Source organism: Streptomyces sp. WAC00040 (assembly GCF_056835925.1).
Map to the genome: position 1 here is coordinate 572,747 of NZ_JAKQZE010000001.1, position 20,026 is coordinate 592,772.

Here is a 20,026-nt window from a genome sequence, read left to right on the forward strand (position 1 = left end):
TGCTGACCTCGGAGCCGATCATGCCGATACAAGAGATCCGCGCGTTCAACCGCTTCTACACGAACCTCATCGGCGCGCTCGACTACGGCAAGCATCTGTACACGCCGTACACGCTCACCGAGTCGCGTGTCCTGTACGAGCTGGCGCACAGCCCCCGGACCGACGCCGCCGATCTGCGCGGCGAACTGTCGATCGACGCCGGGTACCTGAGCCGGCTGCTGGCGAAATTCGAGCGCGACGGACTCGTCGCCCGCGGACCCTCCGAGCGGGACCCGCGACGCCAGCGGATCACACTCACCGACCGCGGCAGGAAGGCCGCCGCGCTGCTCGACGAACGGTCCCGGCAAGCCGTCGGCGCGCTGGTCGCCGACGTGCCGGAGCAGGACCGGGACCGGCTCGCGCAGGCGCTTGGCACCGTACGGGAGCTGCTGTCGCAGGCGAGGCCCGGCTCCGCCGCCGAGCCGGTCCTGCGGGATCCCGGCCCCGGTGACCTGGGGTGGATCGTCCAGCGGCACGGCGCGCTGTATGCCGCCGAATACGGGTGGGACGCCGGCTTCGAGGGCCTGGTGGCCCGGATCGTCTCCGATTTCGCGCAGGAGCACGACCCCCGGCTGGAGCGGGTGTGGATCGCCGAGACGGACGGGCGTCCGGTCGGCTCGGTGATGTGCGTACGGGACGGCGCCCCTGACACGGCCCGGCTGCGGCTGCTGCTCGTCGAGCCCGAGGCACGCGGGCACGGCCTCGGCGACCGACTGGTGCGCGCCGCAGTGGATTTCGCGCGCGATGCCGGGTACCGGGACATGGTGTTGTGGACCAACGACGTACTGACCGCGGCCCGCCGGATCTACCAGCGCGCCGGGTTCACCCTCGTCGCCGAGAAGCCGCACCGCTCGTACGGAGCGGATCTGGTCGGCCAGGACTGGCGGCTGTCACTTCAGGAAGGAACGGATCGATGAAGTTCGCCTTCTCGACCCTCGGCGTGCCGGGCAGGCCGCTGACGGAGGTGGCCAGGCTCGCCGCCGACAGCGGATACCAGGGAGTGGAACTGCGCGCCCATCCGGAGGAACCGGTGCACCCCGGCATCGGCACGACCGAACGGGCGGAGGCGGTCAGGGAGTTCGAGCGCGCGGGCGTCGAGATCCTCACCGTCGCCGGCTACGCGCGGATCGCCGCGCCGGGTGACGACAAGCCCGTGATCAAGGAGATGGAGGAGCTCGGCCGGCTGGCCAAGGACCTCGGGGCGCCGTTCGTGCGGGTGTTCCCCGGCGGCGGCGACCAGGACCCGGAGCAGGCCGACGCGATCGCTGCCCGCCGGCTCGCCGCCGCTGCGGAGACCGCCGCCGACCTCGGCGTGCGCATCCTGCTGGAGACGCACGACTCGCACCGCACGGGCGCCGATGTCACCCGGGTGCTGGGTCTGGTCGGCCACAAGCACGCCGGGGCCCTGTGGGACGTGATGCACCCCTGGCTGGGTGGTGAAGCGCCGGAGGCGACCCACGCGGCGCTGAGCCCCTTCCTCGGATACGTGCAGGTGAAGGACGTGGCCTCACGCGAGGACCTGACGCCGCTGCCCCTGGGCCAGGGCGTGCTGCCGCTCGCGCAGTGCCTCGCGCTCGCGGACCCGGGCGGCTGGGTGTGCTGGGAGTACGAGAAGCGGTGGTACCCGACCGCCGCGGAGCTGCCGGGGCTGCTCACCGAGGGCAGGGAGCATCTGCTCTCGCTGCTCTGAGGGGCCGGCTCCGAGCGGCCGGTTTCCGGGCCGCCTGCTCCGAGCCTTCTGCGGGCGGGGGGGGCGGGCGCGGCGCCGCCACCACGTTTCCGCCTCTAGCGTGCAGGGGACCGACTCACGAAGGAGCGACTCCCATGTACGAGCGCGAGATCGCGGCGCGTTTCCGCGAGGTCAACGGCGACCATCCGATGTCACCCGCGGACGACGCCTATGTGACCGCGCAGTTCGCCGTACTGGACGACCTGTGCCTGGTTTCCGACCGCGACCCGGGCGCCGTACGGCTGATGATGCTGGCCGGGCTGCTGCCGCTGCCCGGCTATCTGCGCTCCGACGGCGCCCAGATGGTCCCGCACGACCTCTTCGCACCGGTGGAGGCGGCCGGCGGTCCGGAGAACCTGGAAGCCTGGTTCGTCGCACACTGGGCCGACCCGGCGGCGGGGCGTCAGGAGTGGGAGGCGTACCTGAGCGGCCAATACGTGTGCCTGCACTCCGTCACCCCGGCATCGATACAGCGCAAGGAGCGGCTGACCGCCGAGATCACCGCGGCACCGCACGACCCGGACGCCGGCACGCCTCGGTGGTCGGCGAGGCTGCATGCGGCGATCGACGAACTGGACGCGCTGGAGCCGGCGTTCACCCCGTACGACCGGCTCCGTTTCGGTGGTCCGACCTCCCGCGACCTCTGCATCGACGCGATGCGCGCCCGCTTCCCGCAGGATCCGGCTACTGCCAGGGAACGGTGAGCCAGGGGCTTTCCGGGTCGGTGGTGAGCGTCTTGTGGATGTCGACGACCTCCGTGTACCAGGGGCCGAACTCCTCCTCGTCGAAGTGGAGGCACCTGCCGAGCGCATAACCGGCTCCGAATTCCTCCCAGGACCGGTACACCGTCGCGCTCGCCTCACCGGCACGGACCACGGCGCTTTCCGCCCTCGCCGGATCGCAGTACCGGGCGGCCAGGCCCCAGCGCGCCATGTTGGCCGCCCTGCCGAAGTCCCAGGAGAGGACCGACATCACGCAGCGGCCCTCGGACAGGAGCCCGTCGGCGCGGAAGCGCGCCTCGTAGCGGGTGATGCGCCCGATCAGCTGCTGGACTGCGTGGATGTCCGCCTCGGCGACCGTCTCCGGCTCCGCGTGGCGGCGCATGACGTGCGCCGCCGCCTCCCCCCACCGCACGGGATCGACGGTGTCTCCGTCCTCACACGCCATCGCGCGGCGTACGGAGAGGGCGAACTCCCAGACGGGGCTCACGTACCGGCCCTGCAGCAGGTCCTCCTGGGTGCGGTGCCAGTCGTCGGCGCCGCGGATGTCCCACGACTCGTCCAGCGTCTCGCGCATCTGCCGGAATCCTTCGAGGTGCGAGGCCGGGGCGTTCCACAGGTCGCCCCTGTGCACGGCGAGCTGAGCGCCGCACGCGAGGCCTCTGGCCACCGGGCCCCGGGTCGGCCCGCCCACCCGCAGGGTGCGCAGCAGGCCCTTCTTCCGCGGGGTGACCCGTTCCGCGTGCTGCCGCCACAGGTGGAGGGTCTGCGGGTTCGCCGGGAAGTACGCCTCGCCGGGCGTGCCGGGGTTGACCGCGAGCCAGGTGGGGTCGTCTCCCCAGGTCCGTACGACACTCTTGAACGACGTGCGGTTGAAGACCGGGTCGGGCTGGGGCAGCGGCAGGGCGCCCTCGGTGTAGAAGGCGTAGCACCAGGTGCCTGTCACGGGACTCCGGTAGGAGTACTGCGTTCCCGTGCCCGCTTCGGCGTCCGCCCGTCCGACCGGGTAGTAGAGGTACGTTCCGGACAGCATGTCGAAGAATGATGCCCAGTCACCCCGCGTCTTCGCCTCATGGAGCCGGTGTTCCACCTCGGTCGGCGCCTGCCATCCGTACGGCATCCCGGCGGCGGTCACGCGTTCACCCTCTCCCCAGCGGCTTGAGGCACATGGCCTCCGCGTCGGCCGCGTACTCGAGGCGCATCAGCAGTTCGTCGCCGTCGCAGTCGGCCACCCGCGCAGTGCGGTACTCCGCCAGGTGCGAACCGCAGTCCACCCGCCGGATGTCCTGGTCGGGCCAGGTGCTGTGGTTCTTCACGCAGTCACCGACACGGACGGAGGCCGCCGCGGGGCCGCTGTCGAACGCCGCCGTCATGATGCCTGTCGCCAGCACGATCACCATCAGCACGATCGGTGTGAGGACGAGCAGGACGGGAGGACGTGCCAGCACCCGCCTTCCCGGGTCGAGCGGTGGCCGCCAGCCGCCGTACGGAGCGGCGAGCCCGCGGAACCGGGAGCGCGGGCCGAGGTTCATCAGGACCGTGACCGGCGTGATGAAGAGCGACATCACGCCCCACCAGCCCTGCCACAGCGTGTCCGTGGTCATCCGGCGGTGCAGCGATGTTCCGCACGAGCGGCAGAAGAACCCCTCGCGCTTTTGGGAACGCATGACGAGGAACATGCCTTGATGGCCGCGGATCACCGCGTGGACGGCGGGCAGCGAGCCGCACACCTGGCAGGGCACGGCGCCCCCTGGCCCCGCCCCTGTGTGCGCCTGGTACAGGTGCTGTTGCGTCGTGGCGTCGTACCCGGCCTGCCCCGGACCGTAAGGCGGCGTGGACATGGGTGATCCCCCCGTGGTCGATCGGAAGGATCACCCTAGAACGTCAGGTTCGAGCGGCAGTAAGCGGTTCTCGGGACTCCGGTGCGGGCCTTGCCTGCCGACGGCCCGGCAGGGACGTCAGCGCGACGCCGCCGACCAGCAGGGCCGCCGCGCACCAGCGCAGGGGGTCGACCGGCTCGTCGAGGAAGAGGTACGCGGAGGACATCCCGAAGACGGGTACGAGGAGGGAGAACGGGGCCACGGAGGAAGCCGGGTGGCGGCGGAGCAGCAGGCCCCACGCGCCGAAGCCGAAGATCGTGGTCACCCAGGCGACGTAGAGGACGACTCCGGCGCCCGTCCGGTCCAGTGAGCGCAGCGCGGCCAGATCGCGGTCGGCGCCCTCCAGGAGAAAGGAGAGGCCGAGCAGGGGCAGGACGGGGACGGTGCTGACCCACACCATGAAGTTCAGCGCGTCGGGCGGCGCCGCCTTGCGGGTCAGGACGTTGGAGACGCCCCAGCAGGCGGCTGCGGCGACGACCAGGAGGAATCCGGACAGCGGGCCGGAGGCGCCCTCGTCGACGGCGGCGACCGCGATGCCCGCCAGGGCCACGGCCATCCCGACGATCCGTATCCGCCCCGGCCGCTCGTCGAGTGCGGCGAAGGCGAACACGGCGGTGAAGACCGCCTGGACCTGGAGGACCAGGGACGAGAGTCCGGCGGGCGCCCCCAGGTCCATGCCCGTGAACAGCAGGCCGAACTTGGCGACGCCCAGGACCAGGCCGACCGCGACGATCCACTTCCAGGCGACCTTCGGCCGGCCGACGAAGAAGACCGCGGGCAGCGCCGCGGCCAGGAACCGCAGGGCGGAGAAGAGCAGCGGCGGGAAGTGGTCCAGGCCGATCTCGACGACGACGAAGTTGACTCCCCAGACAGCGGCGACCAGTGCGGCGAGGGCGATGTGGGCGGGGCGCATGACAGGGAGCATCCCGGCAGGGGACCATGTAGCACCAGCGTGGATTTCTTCATGGTTGGATGAAGCGCTGCTGATGATTGCCGTCGATGAAAGCGTGAGTGGGGAGAGACATGCTCGACCTCGGCCGGCTGCGCGCCCTGCACGCCGTGTCCGTCCACGGCACGGTGGGCGCCGCTGCGGCCGCGCTCGGCTACACGCCGTCCGCGGTCTCCCAGCAGATCGCCAAACTCGAGCGGGAGACCCGCACGACGCTCCTCGAACGCGAGGGCCGTGGCGTCCGACTGACCGACGAGGCCACACAACTGGCAGCGACCGCACAGCAGTTGCTGTCCCTCGTCGAAGAGGCCGAGGTGCGTCTCGAGGAGCGGCGCGGCGCGCCGGCCGGGCGGCTGACGATCGCCTGCTTCGCCAGCGCCTCCCGCGGACTGATGCCGTACGTGCTCGCCGACCTCGCCCGCCGCCATCCCGGCCTCGACGCCCGGCTCCACGAGGTGGACCCGCATCTGTCCGTCGACCTCGTCGCCCGCGGCGCGATCGACCTGGCCGTGGCGCACGACTGGGACATCGCACCGCTGCCGACGCCGCCGGGAGTCGAGCAGGCCGTCATCGGCGACGACATGTGCGACGTGCTGGTCCCGGCCGGCCACGCCCTGGCCGCTGCCGACTCCGTGCGGCGCGAGGACCTCAAGGACGAGCGCTGGATCACCCAGCCGCCCGGCACGGTCTGCCACGACTGGCTGCTGCGGACCCTGCGGGCGGCCGGCTGCGAGCCGCTGATCGCCCATCAGGCGGAGGAGAACCACACCCAGGTCGCCCTGGTGGCCGCCGGACTCGGCATCGCGCTGGTGCCCCGGCTGGGCCGCGGGGTGCTGCCGCCCCAGGTGGCAGCGGTACGGCTGGCCCCGGTGCCGACGCGGCGGCTGCACGCCCTGTGGCGTACGGGGGCGGCGAGGCGGCCCGCCATCACGGAGACGGTGCGGACGCTGAAGAAGCTGTGGCCGGAGGTCTCCGCGCGCTGACCGCCCCCGTCCGGGCGGGCCGTTCCGGCGCGGGCCGTCGGCCGCCGGTCCGGTGACGGTTGTGCGCGGGGCCTTGACCTGGCAGTTAGTTTCCGGATATCCGTGTCCCCTTGGCAGTTTCCTTCAACTCCCCTTGTGCCACAACCATGTAGAGCAAGGCCGGAAGGAGCACCAGTGCACGACCGGAACCTCTCCAGACGCACTCTTCTCACCGCGACCGCCGTCGCCGCGGGCGCCGTCGCCACCACCGCGCTACCCGCTCTCGCGGCGCCGGCAGCCGTTTCCCGCGGCACCAAGGACCGGCTCACGCGGCTCATCTCGAGGATGAACATCGAGGAGAAGGTCGGCCAGCTCTTCGTGATGCGGGTCTACGGGCACTCCGCCACGGACCCGGACCAGGCCGACATCGACCTCAACCTCGAAGAGATGGGCGTGCGCAACGCCGCCGAACTCGTAGCCGAGTACCACGTCGGCGGCATCATCTACTTCGCGTGGGCGCACAACACCCGCGACCCGCAGCAGATCGCCGGTCTGTCCAACGGCATCCAGCGGGCCGCGCTCGCGCAGCGGACCCCCGTACCGCTGCTGATCTCCACCGACCAGGAGCACGGCATCGTCACCCGCGTGGGCAAGCCGGCGACACTGATGCCGGGTGCGATGGCCCTCGGCGCCGGCGGATCCGCGCACGCCGCCCGCAAGGCGGCCCGGATCGCGGGCAGCGAGCTCGCCGCGATGGGCATCGTCCAGAACTACGCTCCCGTCGCCGACGTGAACATCAACCCCGCCAACCCGGTCATCGGCGTGCGGTCCTTCGGCGCGGATCCGGCCGCGGTCGCCCGGCTGGTGGCCGCGCAGGTCAAGGGCTACCAGAGCGCGGGCATCGCGGCGACGTCCAAGCACTTCCCCGGACACGGCGACACCACCGTCGACAGCCACACCGGCATCCCGGTGATCACCCACACCCGCCAGGAGTGGGAGGAGATCGACGCACCGCCGTTCAGGGCCGCCATCGCCGCCGGCATCGACTCGATCATGACGGCGCACATCCAGTTCCCGGCGCTGGACGCCAGCAACGACCCGGCGACGCTGTCCCGGCCCATCCTCACCGGCATTCTCCGCGAGGAGCTGTGCTACGACGGTGTGGTGGTCACGGACGCGCTCAACATGGAGGGCGTACGGGAGAAGTACGGCGACCACCGGGTGCCGGTGCTCGCACTGCTCGCGGGCGTGGACCAGTTGCTCAACCCGCCGGACCTCGCGGTCGCCTGGAACGGTGTCATGGACGCCGTCAGGAACGGCGAAATCACGGAGGCCCGGCTCGACGAATCGATCATGCGGATCTTCCTGCTCAAGGAGAAGCTCGGCCTGTTCCGCGACCCGTTCGTCCCGCAGCCGGAAGTGGGGCGCACGGTGGGCGCCCCGGCGCATCTCGCCACCGCCGACCGGATCGCCGAGCGGACCACGACGCTGCTCACCAACCCGGACGGACTGCTGCCGCTCAGCCGCCGCAGCCACAACGAGGTCCTGGTGGTCGGCGCCGACCCGGCGTCGCCGAGCGGCACGACGGGGCCGCCGACGACCGTACTCGCCCGTGCCTTCGGCGAGCTGGGCTTCACGGCCACCGCCCTGTCGACCGGCACCGCCCCCAGCAACGCGAAGATCACGGAGGCGGTCGCCGCCGCCCAGGGCAAGGACGTGGTCGTCGTCGGCACGTACAACGTCACGGCGACCAGCTCCCAGCGCACCCTCGTGGCCCGGCTGGTGGCGACCGGCGTGCCGGTGGTCGCGCTGGCCGTCCGCAATCCGTACGACATCGCCAGGCTCGAAGGGGTCGCGGCCGCCCTGGCGGCCTACTCCTGGACCGATGTCGAACTACGGGCGGCGGTACGGGTGATCGCGGGCCACGCCGACCCGCAGGGCCGTCTTCCGGTGCCGGTGCAACGGGCCGACGACCCGTCACAGGTGCTGTTCCCGATCGGGCACGGGCTGTCGTACCGGTAGCCGCCGACCGCAAGAGAACGGGCCGTGCCCGCAGCCGGAGAAGGCTGCGGGCACGGCCCCCTTGCGACGCTCCCTGCTACGGGCGCAGCATCGGCTCACGCTCCAGGTCGCGCTTGTCGAGCTTCGCGTCGGCCTTGGCGAGCGGCCTGGCCTTCGCCGGGTCCTCCTGGACCGCGGCCGGGGCGACGCCCGCCCAGCGCAGGATCGCGGCGGTGGCCTCCGCCCGCTCGTCCGCCACCAGACCGGCGACGTTCGCACCGTGGTTGGCGCCCGGCGCGGTGTAGACGTGGCTGTCGCGGGTGCCCTTGCCGACCCGGAACGGCTCGGCGCCCCACGGGTCGTTCTCGCCGTAGACGAACATCATCCGGTCGGCGTTGTGCCGCACCCAGGTGTCGACGTCCTTCATCACCCACGGCTTGAAGCGCATGGAGATGTCACGTGGAACGAAGTTCCGCGGCGGCTGGTAGCCGTAGCGGCTCAGGCCGTTCAGGTGGGGCTGCGTGATGTCGGGCGAACCCAGCTCGGTGCCCGCCTGGTAGTAGTACGGCGTGTAGGTGGCGAGCACCTGGTCGGCGTAGAAGGAGAAACCGGAGATGGCGTCGACGGTGTCGAAGATCTCCTGGTCGGACGCGGTGGCCGCGGCCGGGATCGCCGCGCAGTCGGAGACGTTGCTGTACTGCCAGAACGCCCACACGAAGTCGAGGACCACGGCCTCGTACGCCTTGTCCAGGCTGCCGACGGTGTCGAACGTGTAGCCGCCGTCCACCGCGTACTTCTCGTACATCGCCTCGAGCGGCTCCCGGCGCACCAGGGCCTCGCGCTGGACCGCGTTCAGCTTGTCGCGGCACTCCTTCGTACCGACGTTCTCGAGGAACCGGTCGTACGCCCGGTCCTCGTTGTTCACGACGTCGTTGGGCGCGACGTACGCGACGACACCGTCCATGTCGTTCGGGTAGTGGCGCTCGTAGTAGGTGGCGGTCATGCCGCCCTTGGAGCCGCCCGTGGAGAGCCAGTTCCTGTCGTAGATCTTCTTCAGCGCCTTGAAGACCCGGTGCTGATCGCTCGCCGCCTGCCAGATGTCCAGCTTGGACCAGTCGGCGGGCGCGGGACGTGACGGCGTGAAGTATCGGTACTCCAGGGAGACCTGGTTACCGTCGATGATGGCCGTCGGCTCGCTGCGACGCGGTGTGGTGGAGACGTTGTAGCCGGAGGTGAAGAAGACGGTGGGGCGGCTGGTGTCCTTGTGCAGCAAGGTGATCCGCTGCTTGAACGTGCCGCGCCACGGGTGCCGGTGGTCGACCGGCTGTGTGTAGTTGAGGACGAAGAAACGGTAACCCGGGTACGGCTTCTCCTCGATGAGACTCATTCCCGGGACCGACAGAATCCGGTCCTTGATGTCCGTGCCGGTCGCCGGCTCTGCGGCGGTGGCCGCACCCGCCGTCACGCCGGCCGCGCTCACGGTGCCTATGAGCACCACGAGCGACAGCAGCCATCTGAGCGCCTTGCGCATTCACCCTCCCCTGGAGATCTCCCCTTGAGATCAAGCGGTCGCGGTGAACCTAGCGGTGTCAACACAGGCCCCGCCAGACCCGGTTGAGCCTTACCGTCGCATCAGCACAGAATCCATCTGGTGGAACGGTAGGTCCCGGAGACCGAACCGGTGGCGCGTACACAGCGGTTGAGGGCGTGCACGGTGACAGGGCCGGCCTGCCGGGTGAACATCCCGCTGTCCGTGTCCCCGTGCCCGCCCCGGGGCTGGAGGGAGACCGACATGGGCCGGCGGAAGCCGGGGCGCTTGGCGAGGGTGACGGCGCAGGCGTAGTCGCCGCGTTCGTAGACGCGCAGTTCGCCGGTCGAGAAGGTGACGGTCTTGACCAGCCGACCCGGGCAGGGCGCCGCGGCGTCGGCCTGCTGGACGCCCGGGGCGGCGACGGTGAACGCCGCGATCGCCGTGACCACGGCGAGCACCCGCCCTACGACGCGGCCCGGCCGCCCCGTACCCCTGATCCACGCCCCACCGAACACGCTTGCCCCCCACTGCCACTGCTCCGTACTTGCGTACGACGCGCGGGGCCGGGCATCGGTTGCGCCCGTTACGAGCCACTACGGACTGCTACCGCCGAACCGGGCGGCGCTGGTGGCCGCTTTACGCCGGGCGGAGCCCGCGGACCGGCCGGGGGCGGGGAGCCTCGCGGACGGGCCAGGCCGGGCCCCTGCATCCGGCGGAGCCGCCGGTGTCAGACCGTCGCCGGCTCGTCCTCCCCTATGTCCTCCGTGCCCTCGCCGACGAACGTGCGCCACAGGGCGGCGTAGCGGCCGTCCAGGGCGAGCAGTTCGTCGTGGGTGCCGTCCTCCGCGACCCGGCCGCGGTCCATCACGACCACGCGGTCCGCACGGGCGGCGGTGGTGAGCCGGTGGGCGACGACGAGGGTCGTACGCCGGCCGGTCAGCCGGTCCGTCGCCTGGTTCACCTGGGCCTCGGTCGCCAGGTCCAGCGCGGCCGTCGCCTCGTCGAGCAACAGCACGTCCGGGTCGACGAGTTCGGCGCGGGCCAGGGCGATCAGCTGGCGCTGCCCCGCGGAGAGGTTGCGGCCGCGCTCCGAGACCTCGTGGAGGTAGCCGCCCTCGAGCGTGGCGATCATGTCGTGCGCGCCGACCGCCCGCGCGGCCGCCTCGACCTCGGCGTCACTCGCGCCGGGGCGGCCGTAGGCGATGGCGTCACGGACGGTGCCGGAGAAGAGATACGCCTCCTGCGGGACGACGCCGAGGCGGTGCCGGTACGCGGTCAGGTCCAGCTCGCGCACGTCCTTGCCGTCGACGGTGACCCGGCCGCTCGTCGGGTCGTAGAACCGGGCCACGAGCTTGACCAGCGTCGACTTGCCGGCGCCCGTCTCCCCCACGAAGGCGACGGTCTGCCCGGCGGGGATGCGCAGATCGACGCCGGTGAGGGCCTCCTCCTCGTCCCCGTAGGCGAACGACACGTCCTCGAAGCCGATGTCGCCGCGCAGTACCCGCACCGGGTGCGGCTCGGCGGGCGTGAGCGTCGAGGCCGGCTCACGCAGCAGTTCCTGCACGCGGCGCAGGGACACGGCCGCCTGCTGGTAGCCGTCGAAGACCTGCGAGAGCTGCTGCACGGGCGCGAAGAACAGATCGATGTAGAGCAGGTAGGCGACCAGCGCACCCGTGGTCAGGGTGCCCGCCTCGATCCGGCCCGCGCCCACGATCATGACGGCGGCGGTGGCCACCGACGACAGCAGCTGCACGAAGGGGAAGTAGATCGAGATCAGCCACTGGCCGCGTACCCGGGCCTGGCGGTAGCTGTCGCTGCGGGCCGCGAAGCTCGCCCGGCCGGTGCGCTCGCGGCGGAACGCCTGCACGATCCGCAGACCCGAGACGGACTCCTGAAGGTCGGCGTTGACGACGCTGATGCGTTCACGGGCGAGCTCGTACGCCTTGACGCTCTGTTGGCGGAAGAAGTACGTGCCGACGATCAGGACGGGCAGTGTCGCGAAGACGACCAGCGCGAGTTCCACGTCGATGACTACGAGGGCGACCATGATCCCGAAGAAGGTGACGACCGAGACGAACGCGGTCACGAGGCCCGTCTGCAGGAACGTGGACAGCGCGTCCACGTCCGTCGTCATCCGGGTCATGATGCGGCCGGTCAGCTCACGCTCGTAGTAGTCGAGACCGAGCCGCTGGAGCTGCGCGAAGATCTTCAGACGGAGCGAGTACAGCACCCGCTCACCGGTGCGGCCCGTCATCCGGGTCTCGCCGATCTGCGCCGCCCACTGCACCAGCACGGTCGCCAGTGCGAGCAGCGAGGCCGCCCACACGGCGCCGAGCGCCACCTGCTCGACGCCTTCGTCGATGCCGTGCCGGATCAGGATCGGCAGCAGCAGGCCCATGCCGGCGTCGACGGCGACCAGACCGAGGCTGACCAGCAGCGGCAGTCCGAAACCCCGCAGTACGGCCCGCAGCCTGCCGCCCTCGCCGGCGGTCGCGCCCGCGGGCTCCGGGCGGGTGGCCCGCGCCTCGTCGATGTCGGGGGTGTCGGTGGCCGGGGGCAGCGCCTCCACCTGGGCCAGCAGCTCTGGCGTCGCGCCCGGCTCCTCCTTCGCCTCCTCCGCGTTCTCGTCCCGCACCCACAGCCGCGGCGTGATGCCGCGTTCCACGTCGAACTCGGCTTCGAGCTCGTCGCGTACGGTGCGGTCCTCGTCCGGTTCGGGGGCGGCCTGCCGGACGATGTGGCCGGGCGAGACGCCGCCCAGCTCGTCCGGGTCGGTCAGCAGCCGCCGGTACAGCGCACAGCGCTGCTCCAGTTCCTGGTGCGTGCCGATGTCGGCGAGCCGGCCGCCGTCGAGCACGGCGATGCGGTCGGCGAGGTTCAGGGTCGAACGGCGGTGGGCGATCAGCAGCGTCGTACGCCCCGCCATGACCTGCTTGAGCGCTTCGTGGATCTCGTGCTCGACCCGGGCGTCGACGGCCGAAGTGGCGTCGTCGAGGAGCAGCAGCCGCGGATCGGTGAGGATGGCGCGGGCGAGCGCGATGCGCTGGCGCTGGCCGCCGGAGAGCGTGAGGCCGTGTTCGCCGACCTTGGTGTCGTATCCCTCGGGGAGCTCGGCGATGAAACGGTCCGCCTGGGCGGCACGGGCCGCCGTCTCGATCTCCTCCTGCGTGGCTTCCGGGTACCCGTACGCGATGTTGGCCCGGACGGTGTCCGAGAAGAGGAAGCTGTCTTCCGGTACGAGGCCGATGGCCGCCCGCAGCGAGTCGAACGTCAGCTCCCGCACATCGTGGCCGCCGACCAGCACGGCGCCGCGGGTGGCGTCGTAGAAGCGGGGAAGCAGCAGCGAGACGGTGGACTTGCCGCTGCCGGACGCACCGACGACGGCCACGGTCTCACCGGCGGCGATCTCCAGCGAGAACCCGTCGAGGACCGGCTTGCCCTCCGCGTACTCGAAGCTCACGTCGTCGAACTCGACGGTGGCCGGGGCGTCGGCCGGCAGCTCCTTCGTGCCGTCCTTGATGGCCGGCTGCGTGTCGATCAGATCGAAGACGCGCTCCACACCGGCCCTGGCCTGCTGGGCGACGGTCAGCACCATGGCCAGCATCCGCACCGGGCCCACGAGCTGCGCGAGATAGGCGGAGAAGGCGACGAACGTACCGAGCGTGATGTCGCCCTTCGTGGCCAGCCAGCCGCCCAGCGCCAGCATCGCGACCTGCCCGAGGGCCGGGACGGACTGCAGCGCGGGGGTGTACTTGGAGTTCAGCCGGATGGTGCGCATCCGCCCCGCGAAGAGCTTCCTGCTCACGTCGCGGAGCTTCTGCGTCTCCTGCTCCTCCTGCCCGAAGCCCTTCACGACGCGCACACCGCTGACCGCCCCGTCGACCACTCCGGCGACGGCCGCGGCCTGGCTCTGCGCGTACCAGGTGGCCGGATGCAGCCGGGTACGGCTGCGCTTGGCGATGAACCACAGGGCGGGGGCGACGGCGAGCGCGATCAGGGTCAGAGGCAGGGACAGCCACGCCATGACGACGAGGGAGATGCCGAACAGCACGAAGTTCCCGATGGTCATCGGGAGCATGAAGAGCAGCCCCTGGATCAACTGCAGGTCGCTGGTGGCGCGCCCCACGACCTGCCCGGTGGACAACTCGTCCTGCCGCCGCCCGTCGAGGCGCGTGATCGTCCCGTACATGTCCGTGCGCAGGTCGTGCTGCACGTCGAGTGCCAGTCGCCCGCCGTAGTAGCGCCGGATGTACGTCATCACGTACACGGCGAGGGCGGCGGCGATCAGCAGCCCGGTCCAGGTGCTGAGCGAGCGCGTCTGCGCGGTGATCACGTCGTCGATGACGACCTTGATGATCAGCGGTACGAGCGCCATGACGGCCATGCCGCCCAGCGACGAGCCCAGAGCGAGCACGACGTTGAGCCGGTACCGCCATGCGTACCCGGACAACCGCCGTGCCCACCCTTGCGCTGCTGGTGCCGCCGCCACGTGATGCCTCCCCGTCGAAACCGCTGCGGGCCCGTTCGACCTGATCATCGGATCCGATCGTGGGCCTGATCTTCCGGAATGCACCAACGCGGCGGCCGACGGATTTCATCCCTCCGCGGCCCGTCCGCGTCAAAGACCGGTCCCTGGTCCTAGGACCACGCCTTGACCTCAAGCGCGCTTGACGTAAAAGGCGCACCGGCATGGACACCGACGTCGAACACATGCGGCTCGAGCTGCGCGCCTTGGCCGACCGGGCTGAGACCACCGGCGACCGTTGTCGGTGGCGGACGCTACCGTCCGCACATGACGATCAGGCCCACGGCCGCGTGGCGAGCAGAAGCAGCGCGGTACGCCGACAGCGACACGCCGTACACACCGCGCCTGCTGGCCGCGACGGACGCCGTCCTCGATGCCTACGAGGCGGAAGCGGCCGATCTCGGTGCGGCCCCGAGTGACGAGGTGGTACTCGCGGCGGTGCGGCGGGTCGCCCTCGCGCTGAACGGCATCGACGCCGAGCACGGCGCGTACTGCACGATCGAGCGCGAGGACCTGTGCGAGTACATCGACGCCGTCCTCTCCGAGCGCGGTGTGGACGTCGTCGCGCTGGCCGCCCGCACCGGGGTGGACGGCGATGACATCGCGGGGGAATGGCGGGATTGGTGAGCCGTCGCCGCGCCTGTCACGTGATCCGGTGGTCCGGTCCGCGATGACGCCGCGGCTCGAGGATGCGTGTCTGCCGGGCGGCGCCAAGGTCGGCTGTCAGTGACCCCTGTCACGATGTCGGTGCGTCACGGGGCACAGAGCACCGAGACGTCATCAACGAGGTCCGCGGGCGGACGCCGACCGGACCACCGGCCGGAGGACCGGCCAACGGCACAACCAGACGAGGGCACGCGGGGACACCATGGGCACCTGGGACATCGGGCACTTCGACAACGACACCGCCGCGGACTTCTCCGGGACGCTGGACAACGCGGCCGAGAGCGAGCGCCCCGGCATCTTGCGCGAGGCGCTGCTGCGCGTCGTCGGGACCGACGACTACCTGGACAGCGACGAGGCGGCCGAAGCGGTGGCCGCCGCGGCGCTGGTCGCCGCGCAGTGTCCCGGCGGGGAGGCCGTGACGACGCCCTACGGCCCGGACGAGCCTGTCCCCGCGCTGCCCGCCGACCTGCGGATACTCGCGGTCGAGGCACTCGACCGGACGCTCAGGAAGCCGTCGGAGCTGATGGAGCTCTGGGACGAGACCGCTGCCGGTCCGGCGTGGCGGGCGGGCATGGCCGGGCTGCGGGAGGTACTGGCGGGCACCGGCCCCTCCTGACACCGGCTGACGGGCGGCCCGCGCTCCGGGCCTCTCCGGAGCGCGCCAGGTCTCGCAGGGCCGATGAGTCGGGCTTTGTTCGGGAGTCTGTCCTGGTGCAGGTCCGTACACCAGGCACAAGGAGGGAACAGACATGGCCGACGACGAAGCAGAGATCCGGAGCCTGATCGAGCGGTGGGCCGAAGCGGTTCACCGGGGTGACCTGCCGGAGGTTCTGGCGGATCACGCGGACGACATCGTGATGTTCGACGTGCCGCCGCCTCACGACGGTGTCCGTGGCATCGACGCCTACCGTGAGACGTGGCCGCCGTTCTTCGAGTGGCAGGCGCAGGGCGCCTTGTTCGAGATCGAGTCGCTCGACGTCGCCGCCGGCGGGGACGCCGCCTTCGCGTACGCGCTGCTGCGCTGCGGAACGCCCAAGGAGCTGGCGGAACACCCGGAGAGCCGCCTGCGGCTGACGGTCGGGCTGCGTAAGGAGAAGGGACGCTGGTTGGTCGCGCACGAACACCATTCGTTCGCGGACACGACCACCGACAGCGGCACGTGAGAGCGTTCCGCCGCCGCGACAGGGCGTGGCGGGGCCGGTACGCACCCACCACACTCCGACGCGATGTGAGGACGGCGGTCCGGCGGCCTCATCGGCCGCGGCGGGCCGGGGGCCTGAGCGGCCGCGGCGGGCCGGGGGCCTGAGCGGCCGCGGTGACCTGGGCGAGAGCGGCCGCGGCGGCCGGGGCGAGAGCGGCCGCGGTGACCTCCCTCAGGCGTCCCGTCGTGTCAGCCTCCGGCCACCCACCCACAGCGCCGCCGCCACCCAGAGGACCAGCACACCCGTCCCCGTCCATGGGTTCAGCGGGCCGTCCGGGTGCTGGAGCAGGATCTGCTGGCCCGCGCGGTCCGGGAGGAAGTCGACCCAGCCACCGCCCTGTGAAACGTCCCCCAGCACGAACGACAGCATCAGCACGAACGGGATCAGGATGCCCATGACCGCCGGCGCGCTGCGCAACGCTGCCGCGAGCCCGGCCGCGAACAGGGTGATCAGAGCCAAGTAGAGCCCGCACCCCACCACGGCCCGCAAAGCGCCCGGTGTGCCTATGCCCACGCCGCGGTCGCCCAGGGCCGCCTGCCCCAGGACGAAGCACGTCGTGCTCGTGATCAGACCGACGGCGAGCACCAGCAGGCCCACGACCGTGAGCTTGGCCGCGTAGAACACGCCCCGGCGCGGGACGGCGGCCAGCGACACGCGGATGGCTCCGGTCCGGTACTCGCCGGCCACTGCGATCGAGCCGAAGCAGATCGCCGCGATCTGACCGAAGTTGAGGCCGGAGAGCGAGATGCGGACAGGATCGAACCCTCCCTCGGCAGCCTCCTCGGCGCCGAGTGTCGCGCATATCAGGACGGAGAAGCCGACTGTGGCCGCGAAGACGGCGGCGAGCGTGACGCACTGGGAGCGCACCGACCGGATCTTCAGCCACTCGGAGTGCAGTACGGGGACGACGAACGGCATGGTCAGGCCTCCCGGGCGGCAGTGGCGGGCGGGGCGGTCGTGTACTCGGCCTCGTCGGCCGTGAGAGCGAGGTATGCGTGCTCCAGCGAGGGCTCCTCGCCGGCGAGTTCGAGAATCGGAATGCCTTCCTGGGCGGCGAGCGGCCCGATGTCCTCGACCCGGGCACCCTCGACGGTCCACCGCCCGTCCGCACCCTCGGCCGGGCGGAGGCCCCTGGCCATGAGGAGGGCACGCAGACGTGCGGCTTCGGTGGTGCGCAGCCGGACCCGTGGCGTGGTCCATGCGTCGATGAACTCCCGCATGCCGGTGTCGGCGAGCAGTCTGCCCCTGCCGAGCACCACCAGGTGGTCGGCGAACGAGGCCGTCTCGCTCATCAGATGGCTGGAGACGAGGACGGCCCTGCCCTCGCCGGCCAGTTCCCGCACGAGCTCCCTGATCCAGATGATGCCCTCGGGATCCAGCCCGTTCGACGGCTCGTCGAGCATCAGCACCGCCGGGTCACCGAGCAGGGCCGCCGCTATGCCGAGCCGCTGGCGCATGCCGAGTGAGTACGTCCTGATGCGGCGGCCCGCGGCGCTCGCGATGCCCGCCTGTTCCAGCACGTCGTCCACGCGCCGCGCCGGTATCCGCGCCGTCGCGGCAAGGATGCGCAGATGGTCCCGACCGGTGCGGGAACCAACGGCTGCCTGCGCGTCGAGCAGGGCTCCCACCTGGCGCAACGGCTCGTCGATCTCCGCGTACGCGCGGCCGCCGATGGTGGCCGTCCCCGAGGTGGGCCGGTCCAGGCCGAGGACGAGGCGCATGGTCGTGGACTTCCCGGCGCCGTTCGGACCGAGGAAGCCGGTGACCTTGCCGGGGCGGACGCTGAACGTGAGCCCGTCCACGGCGCGCCTGTCGCCGTAATCCTTCGTGAGTTGTGTGACGTCGATGCTGGTCATGGCATCAGCCTCGCCGCCGGGCAGGGCCGGCGGCCTCCCCCGCCGGAGGAGACCGCCTCCCCCGTGAGGGGGAGCCGTCACGGCGGGTGCCGCTGGCACGATGACGGAATGCTCCACGTGCTCCGCTTTCTGCGCCCGCTGACCCGCCGGGTCACCTACACCCGCTGGCTGCACCTGCTCATCGGCACCGTCGTCATGGGCGTGTGGCTGTTCATCGACACGACGCGGTTGTACGTGCCCGTGCTGGCGCTCGGTGTTCTCGGGTTCGTCCCGGCGATGCGGCTCGTCGAAGGCCTGCAGGCGCGGCTGTTGCTGTCTCCGTACGGATACAAGGACGATTCGTCGGGCATCGCCGTCACGTCCTCGGACACGTGGGGCGACCGCTGGCGGACGGCTCTGTGGCTGGAGATTCGCCTCGGTCTCGGTCTGCTGACGGGAGGGCTGACGGTCCATCTGCTCGGCATGTCGGCCGACCTCGCACTGCTCGCAGGCGGTGTCCCGCTCGATTCGGACCCGACCTTTCCGTTGCCGGCCGGCGGGGCTCACTGGTGGTACGCGCTGCTGGTGCCGCTGCCGGTCGCGGTCCTGTTCGCCGCGGTCGTCGGACTCGGGGAACTGATCACGGCGATCGCCCGGCGTCTGCTCAGCGCCTCCGCGGCGGAGCGGCTGACGGCTCTGGAGGAGCGCACCGAGCAGTTGCTGGAGCGGAACCGCATCGCCCGGGAGTTGCACGACTCGATCGGGCACGCGCTGACCGTGGCGGTGGTGCAGGCGGGCGCTGCACGGGCCGCGGGGGACGCCGAGTTCACCGAGCGGGCGCTGGCGGCGATCGAAGAGACGGGGCGCGCGGCTCTGGACGACCTCGAGCGCGTGCTGGAAGTGCTCCGCGAATCGGGGCAGCCGGTCGGCAGCCGCCCCACCCTCGCCGACGCCGACCGGCTGCTGGAGTCGGCGCGGGCGTCCGGCGCGGAGGTGCACGCCGAGGTGACGGGTCCGCTGACGCTCGTACCGGGGCCGGTGTCCCGGGAGGGGTACCGCATCGTCCAGGAAGCGCTGACGAACGTGCTGCGGCACGCGGGCCCGGTGCCCACCCGGGTGCGGATCGCCGTCGCCGACGGCCGGCTCGACCTGGAAGTCGTCAACTCGCTGGCCGGTCCGGTCACTCCCACCGCTCGCGGCAGTGGACTGCGCGGTATACGGGAGCGTGCGGCGCTGCTCGGCGGAAAGGCCACGAGCGGTCCGCACGAGGACAGTTGGAGGGTCAGGGTGGGGCTGCCGCTCGACGGCATACGCTGAACGTGTGCCGATCACCGTGCTGCTTGTCGACGACGAACCTCTTGTACGGGCGGGGCTTCGTGCCGTGCTGGAGGCCCAGCCGGACATCGAGGTGGCCGGCGAGGCCGCCGACGGGGCCGCGGTGATCCCGCTGGTGCGGCAACTGCGGCCGGACGTGGTGGCGATGGACGTGCGGATGCCGTTGATGGACGGCATCGAGGCGACCCGTGCCGTGCTGCGCACGGTCGACTCCCCACCGAAGATCCTGGTGGTCACGACCTTCGAGAACGACGAGTACGTGTACGAGGCGCTGCGTGCGGGTGCCGACGGTTTTCTGCTCAAGCGGGCACGCCCGGCGGAGATCGTGCATGCGGTGCGGCTGGTCGCCGAGGGAGAGTCGCTGCTGTTCCCCGCGGCTGTACGCGCACTGGCTGCCGAGTACGGCAATTCGGCGGCGCGCACGGCGATGGAACGGGCCGCGTTGACCGAGCGGGAGGCCGCCGTCCTGCGGCTGATGGCGCGCGGGCTGTCCAACTCGGAGATCGCGGCGCAACTGTTCGTCGGCACGGAGACCGTCAAGACCCATGTCAGCGCGGTGCTGGCCAAACTGGGTGCGAGGGACAGGACGCAGGCGGTCATCGCCGCCTACGAATCGGGCTTCGTCGCACCGGCCTGACCCCGATCCCACCGCC

18 protein-coding genes are annotated in these 20,026 nt (G+C 71.3%); 10 read left to right on the forward strand and 8 right to left on the reverse strand.

The window, feature by feature from the left end; all coding sequences use genetic code 11:
- Positions 1–20 precede the first annotated feature (20 nt).
- The 3 genes from MDN94_RS02590 (at position 21) to MDN94_RS02600 (ending at position 2,472) form a co-directional block, all read left to right on the forward strand.
- On the forward strand, positions 21–956 hold the full coding sequence (locus tag MDN94_RS02590) for a bifunctional helix-turn-helix transcriptional regulator/GNAT family N-acetyltransferase (protein ID WP_482724363.1): 936 nt from the start codon (positions 21–23) through the stop codon (positions 954–956).
- A complete protein-coding gene (locus tag MDN94_RS02595; RefSeq protein ID WP_482724364.1) occupies positions 953–1,729 on the forward strand; it encodes a sugar phosphate isomerase/epimerase family protein in 777 nt (258 codons plus the stop codon). Before MDN94_RS02590 ends, MDN94_RS02595 begins: the two co-directional genes overlap by 4 nt.
- A gap of 134 nt (positions 1,730–1,863) precedes the next feature.
- The gene (locus MDN94_RS02600) at positions 1,864–2,472 is read left to right on the forward strand and encodes a DUF6058 family natural product biosynthesis protein (RefSeq protein WP_482724365.1); all 609 of its coding nucleotides are present in this window, start codon (positions 1,864–1,866) and stop codon (positions 2,470–2,472) included.
- On the opposite strand, the gene MDN94_RS02605 is transcribed toward MDN94_RS02600, so the two are convergent.
- Genes MDN94_RS02605 through MDN94_RS02615 form a run of 3 tightly spaced genes read right to left on the reverse strand, consistent with a single transcriptional unit; the run spans position 2,453 to position 5,280 of the window.
- Positions 2,453–3,622, reverse strand: a complete 1,170-nt coding sequence (locus MDN94_RS02605; protein ID WP_482724366.1) for a DUF1266 domain-containing protein — start codon at positions 3,620–3,622, stop codon at positions 2,453–2,455. The genes MDN94_RS02600 and MDN94_RS02605 overlap by 20 nt on opposite strands.
- A gap of 4 nt (positions 3,623–3,626) precedes the next feature.
- Positions 3,627–4,328, reverse strand: a complete 702-nt coding sequence (locus MDN94_RS02610; protein ID WP_482724367.1) for an LppU/SCO3897 family protein — start codon at positions 4,326–4,328, stop codon at positions 3,627–3,629.
- A 43-nt stretch (positions 4,329–4,371) separates the two neighbouring features.
- Positions 4,372–5,280, reverse strand: coding sequence for an EamA family transporter (locus MDN94_RS02615; RefSeq protein WP_482724368.1), 909 nt, complete (start codon positions 5,278–5,280; stop codon positions 4,372–4,374).
- A gap of 110 nt (positions 5,281–5,390) precedes the next feature.
- Here MDN94_RS02615 and MDN94_RS02620 point away from each other — a divergent pair, with 110 nt between their 5' ends.
- Positions 5,391–6,299 (forward strand): LysR family transcriptional regulator, encoded by a 909-nt coding sequence (locus tag MDN94_RS02620; RefSeq protein ID WP_482724369.1) that lies wholly within the window; start codon positions 5,391–5,393, stop codon positions 6,297–6,299.
- Between the two features lie 174 nt (positions 6,300–6,473).
- Positions 6,474–8,300, forward strand: coding sequence for a glycoside hydrolase family 3 protein (locus MDN94_RS02625; RefSeq protein WP_482724370.1), 1,827 nt, complete (start codon positions 6,474–6,476; stop codon positions 8,298–8,300).
- A gap of 76 nt (positions 8,301–8,376) precedes the next feature.
- On the opposite strand, the gene MDN94_RS02630 is transcribed toward MDN94_RS02625, so the two are convergent.
- The 3 genes from MDN94_RS02630 to MDN94_RS02640 form a co-directional block, all read right to left on the reverse strand.
- Positions 8,377–9,810: a S28 family serine protease gene (locus tag MDN94_RS02630; RefSeq protein ID WP_482724371.1), complete on the reverse strand. Its 1,434-nt coding sequence runs from the start codon at positions 9,808–9,810 to the stop codon at positions 8,377–8,379.
- Between the two features lie 101 nt (positions 9,811–9,911).
- Complete coding sequence (locus MDN94_RS02635; RefSeq protein ID WP_482724372.1) at positions 9,912–10,268, reverse strand: hypothetical protein; 357 nt, start codon at positions 10,266–10,268, stop codon at positions 9,912–9,914.
- Positions 10,269–10,537: 269 nt separating this feature from the next.
- Entirely contained in the window at positions 10,538–14,347 is a 3,810-nt protein-coding gene (locus tag MDN94_RS02640) for an ABC transporter ATP-binding protein (protein WP_482724373.1), read from the reverse strand.
- 255 nt (positions 14,348–14,602) lie between these two features.
- Between MDN94_RS02640 and MDN94_RS02645 the strand changes: the two genes are divergently transcribed.
- The 3 genes from MDN94_RS02645 (at position 14,603) to MDN94_RS02655 (ending at position 16,164) form a co-directional block, all read left to right on the forward strand.
- On the forward strand, positions 14,603–14,962 hold the full coding sequence (locus MDN94_RS02645; protein ID WP_482724374.1) for a hypothetical protein: 360 nt from the start codon (positions 14,603–14,605) through the stop codon (positions 14,960–14,962).
- A 241-nt stretch (positions 14,963–15,203) separates the two neighbouring features.
- Positions 15,204–15,617 (forward strand): DUF4259 domain-containing protein, encoded by a 414-nt coding sequence (locus MDN94_RS02650; RefSeq protein WP_482724375.1) that lies wholly within the window; start codon positions 15,204–15,206, stop codon positions 15,615–15,617.
- A gap of 133 nt (positions 15,618–15,750) precedes the next feature.
- Positions 15,751–16,164, forward strand: a complete 414-nt coding sequence (locus MDN94_RS02655) for a YybH family protein (protein WP_482724376.1) — start codon at positions 15,751–15,753, stop codon at positions 16,162–16,164.
- A 210-nt stretch (positions 16,165–16,374) separates the two neighbouring features.
- Here the strand turns inward: MDN94_RS02655 and MDN94_RS02660 are convergent, their stop codons facing one another.
- Positions 16,375–17,121, reverse strand: a complete 747-nt coding sequence (locus MDN94_RS02660) for an ABC transporter permease (protein ID WP_482724377.1) — start codon at positions 17,119–17,121, stop codon at positions 16,375–16,377.
- A gap of 2 nt (positions 17,122–17,123) precedes the next feature.
- On the reverse strand, positions 17,124–18,059 hold the full coding sequence (locus MDN94_RS02665) for an ATP-binding cassette domain-containing protein (protein ID WP_482724378.1): 936 nt from the start codon (positions 18,057–18,059) through the stop codon (positions 17,124–17,126).
- A gap of 108 nt (positions 18,060–18,167) precedes the next feature.
- Between MDN94_RS02665 and MDN94_RS02670 the strand changes: the two genes are divergently transcribed.
- Together MDN94_RS02670 and MDN94_RS02675 are read left to right on the forward strand one after the other, a co-directional pair.
- A complete protein-coding gene (locus MDN94_RS02670) occupies positions 18,168–19,355 on the forward strand; it encodes a sensor histidine kinase (RefSeq protein ID WP_482724379.1) in 1,188 nt (395 codons plus the stop codon).
- Between the two features lie 4 nt (positions 19,356–19,359).
- Positions 19,360–20,010 (forward strand): response regulator, encoded by a 651-nt coding sequence (locus tag MDN94_RS02675; RefSeq protein ID WP_482724380.1) that lies wholly within the window; start codon positions 19,360–19,362, stop codon positions 20,008–20,010.
- Positions 20,011–20,026: the final 16 nt, after the last annotated feature.

What these genes read in the sequence shown, in the direction of transcription:
- MDN94_RS02630 (WP_482724371.1), bottom strand. Translation starts at nt 9,810, where the DNA reads ATGCGCAAGGCGCTCAGATGGCTGCTGTCGCTCGTGGTGCTCATAGGC.
- MDN94_RS02615 (WP_482724368.1), bottom strand. Translation starts at nt 5,280, where the DNA reads ATGCGCCCCGCCCACATCGCCCTCGCCGCACTGGTCGCCGCTGTCTGG.
- MDN94_RS02660 (WP_482724377.1), bottom strand. Translation starts at nt 17,121, where the DNA reads ATGCCGTTCGTCGTCCCCGTACTGCACTCCGAGTGGCTGAAGATCCGG.
- MDN94_RS02595 (WP_482724364.1), top strand. Translation starts at nt 953, where the DNA reads ATGAAGTTCGCCTTCTCGACCCTCGGCGTGCCGGGCAGGCCGCTGACG.
- MDN94_RS02650 (WP_482724375.1), top strand. Translation starts at nt 15,204, where the DNA reads ATGGGCACCTGGGACATCGGGCACTTCGACAACGACACCGCCGCGGAC.
- MDN94_RS02655 (WP_482724376.1), top strand. Translation starts at nt 15,751, where the DNA reads ATGGCCGACGACGAAGCAGAGATCCGGAGCCTGATCGAGCGGTGGGCC.
- MDN94_RS02600 (WP_482724365.1), top strand. Translation starts at nt 1,864, where the DNA reads ATGTACGAGCGCGAGATCGCGGCGCGTTTCCGCGAGGTCAACGGCGAC.
- MDN94_RS02645 (WP_482724374.1), top strand. Translation starts at nt 14,603, where the DNA reads ATGACGATCAGGCCCACGGCCGCGTGGCGAGCAGAAGCAGCGCGGTAC.
- MDN94_RS02670 (WP_482724379.1), top strand. Translation starts at nt 18,168, where the DNA reads ATGCTCCACGTGCTCCGCTTTCTGCGCCCGCTGACCCGCCGGGTCACC.
- MDN94_RS02665 (WP_482724378.1), bottom strand. Translation starts at nt 18,059, where the DNA reads ATGACCAGCATCGACGTCACACAACTCACGAAGGATTACGGCGACAGG.
- MDN94_RS02620 (WP_482724369.1), top strand. Translation starts at nt 5,391, where the DNA reads ATGCTCGACCTCGGCCGGCTGCGCGCCCTGCACGCCGTGTCCGTCCAC.
- MDN94_RS02640 (WP_482724373.1), bottom strand. Translation starts at nt 14,347, where the DNA reads ATGATCAGGTCGAACGGGCCCGCAGCGGTTTCGACGGGGAGGCATCAC.
- MDN94_RS02610 (WP_482724367.1), bottom strand. Translation starts at nt 4,328, where the DNA reads ATGTCCACGCCGCCTTACGGTCCGGGGCAGGCCGGGTACGACGCCACG.
- MDN94_RS02590 (WP_482724363.1), top strand. Translation starts at nt 21, where the DNA reads ATGCCGATACAAGAGATCCGCGCGTTCAACCGCTTCTACACGAACCTC.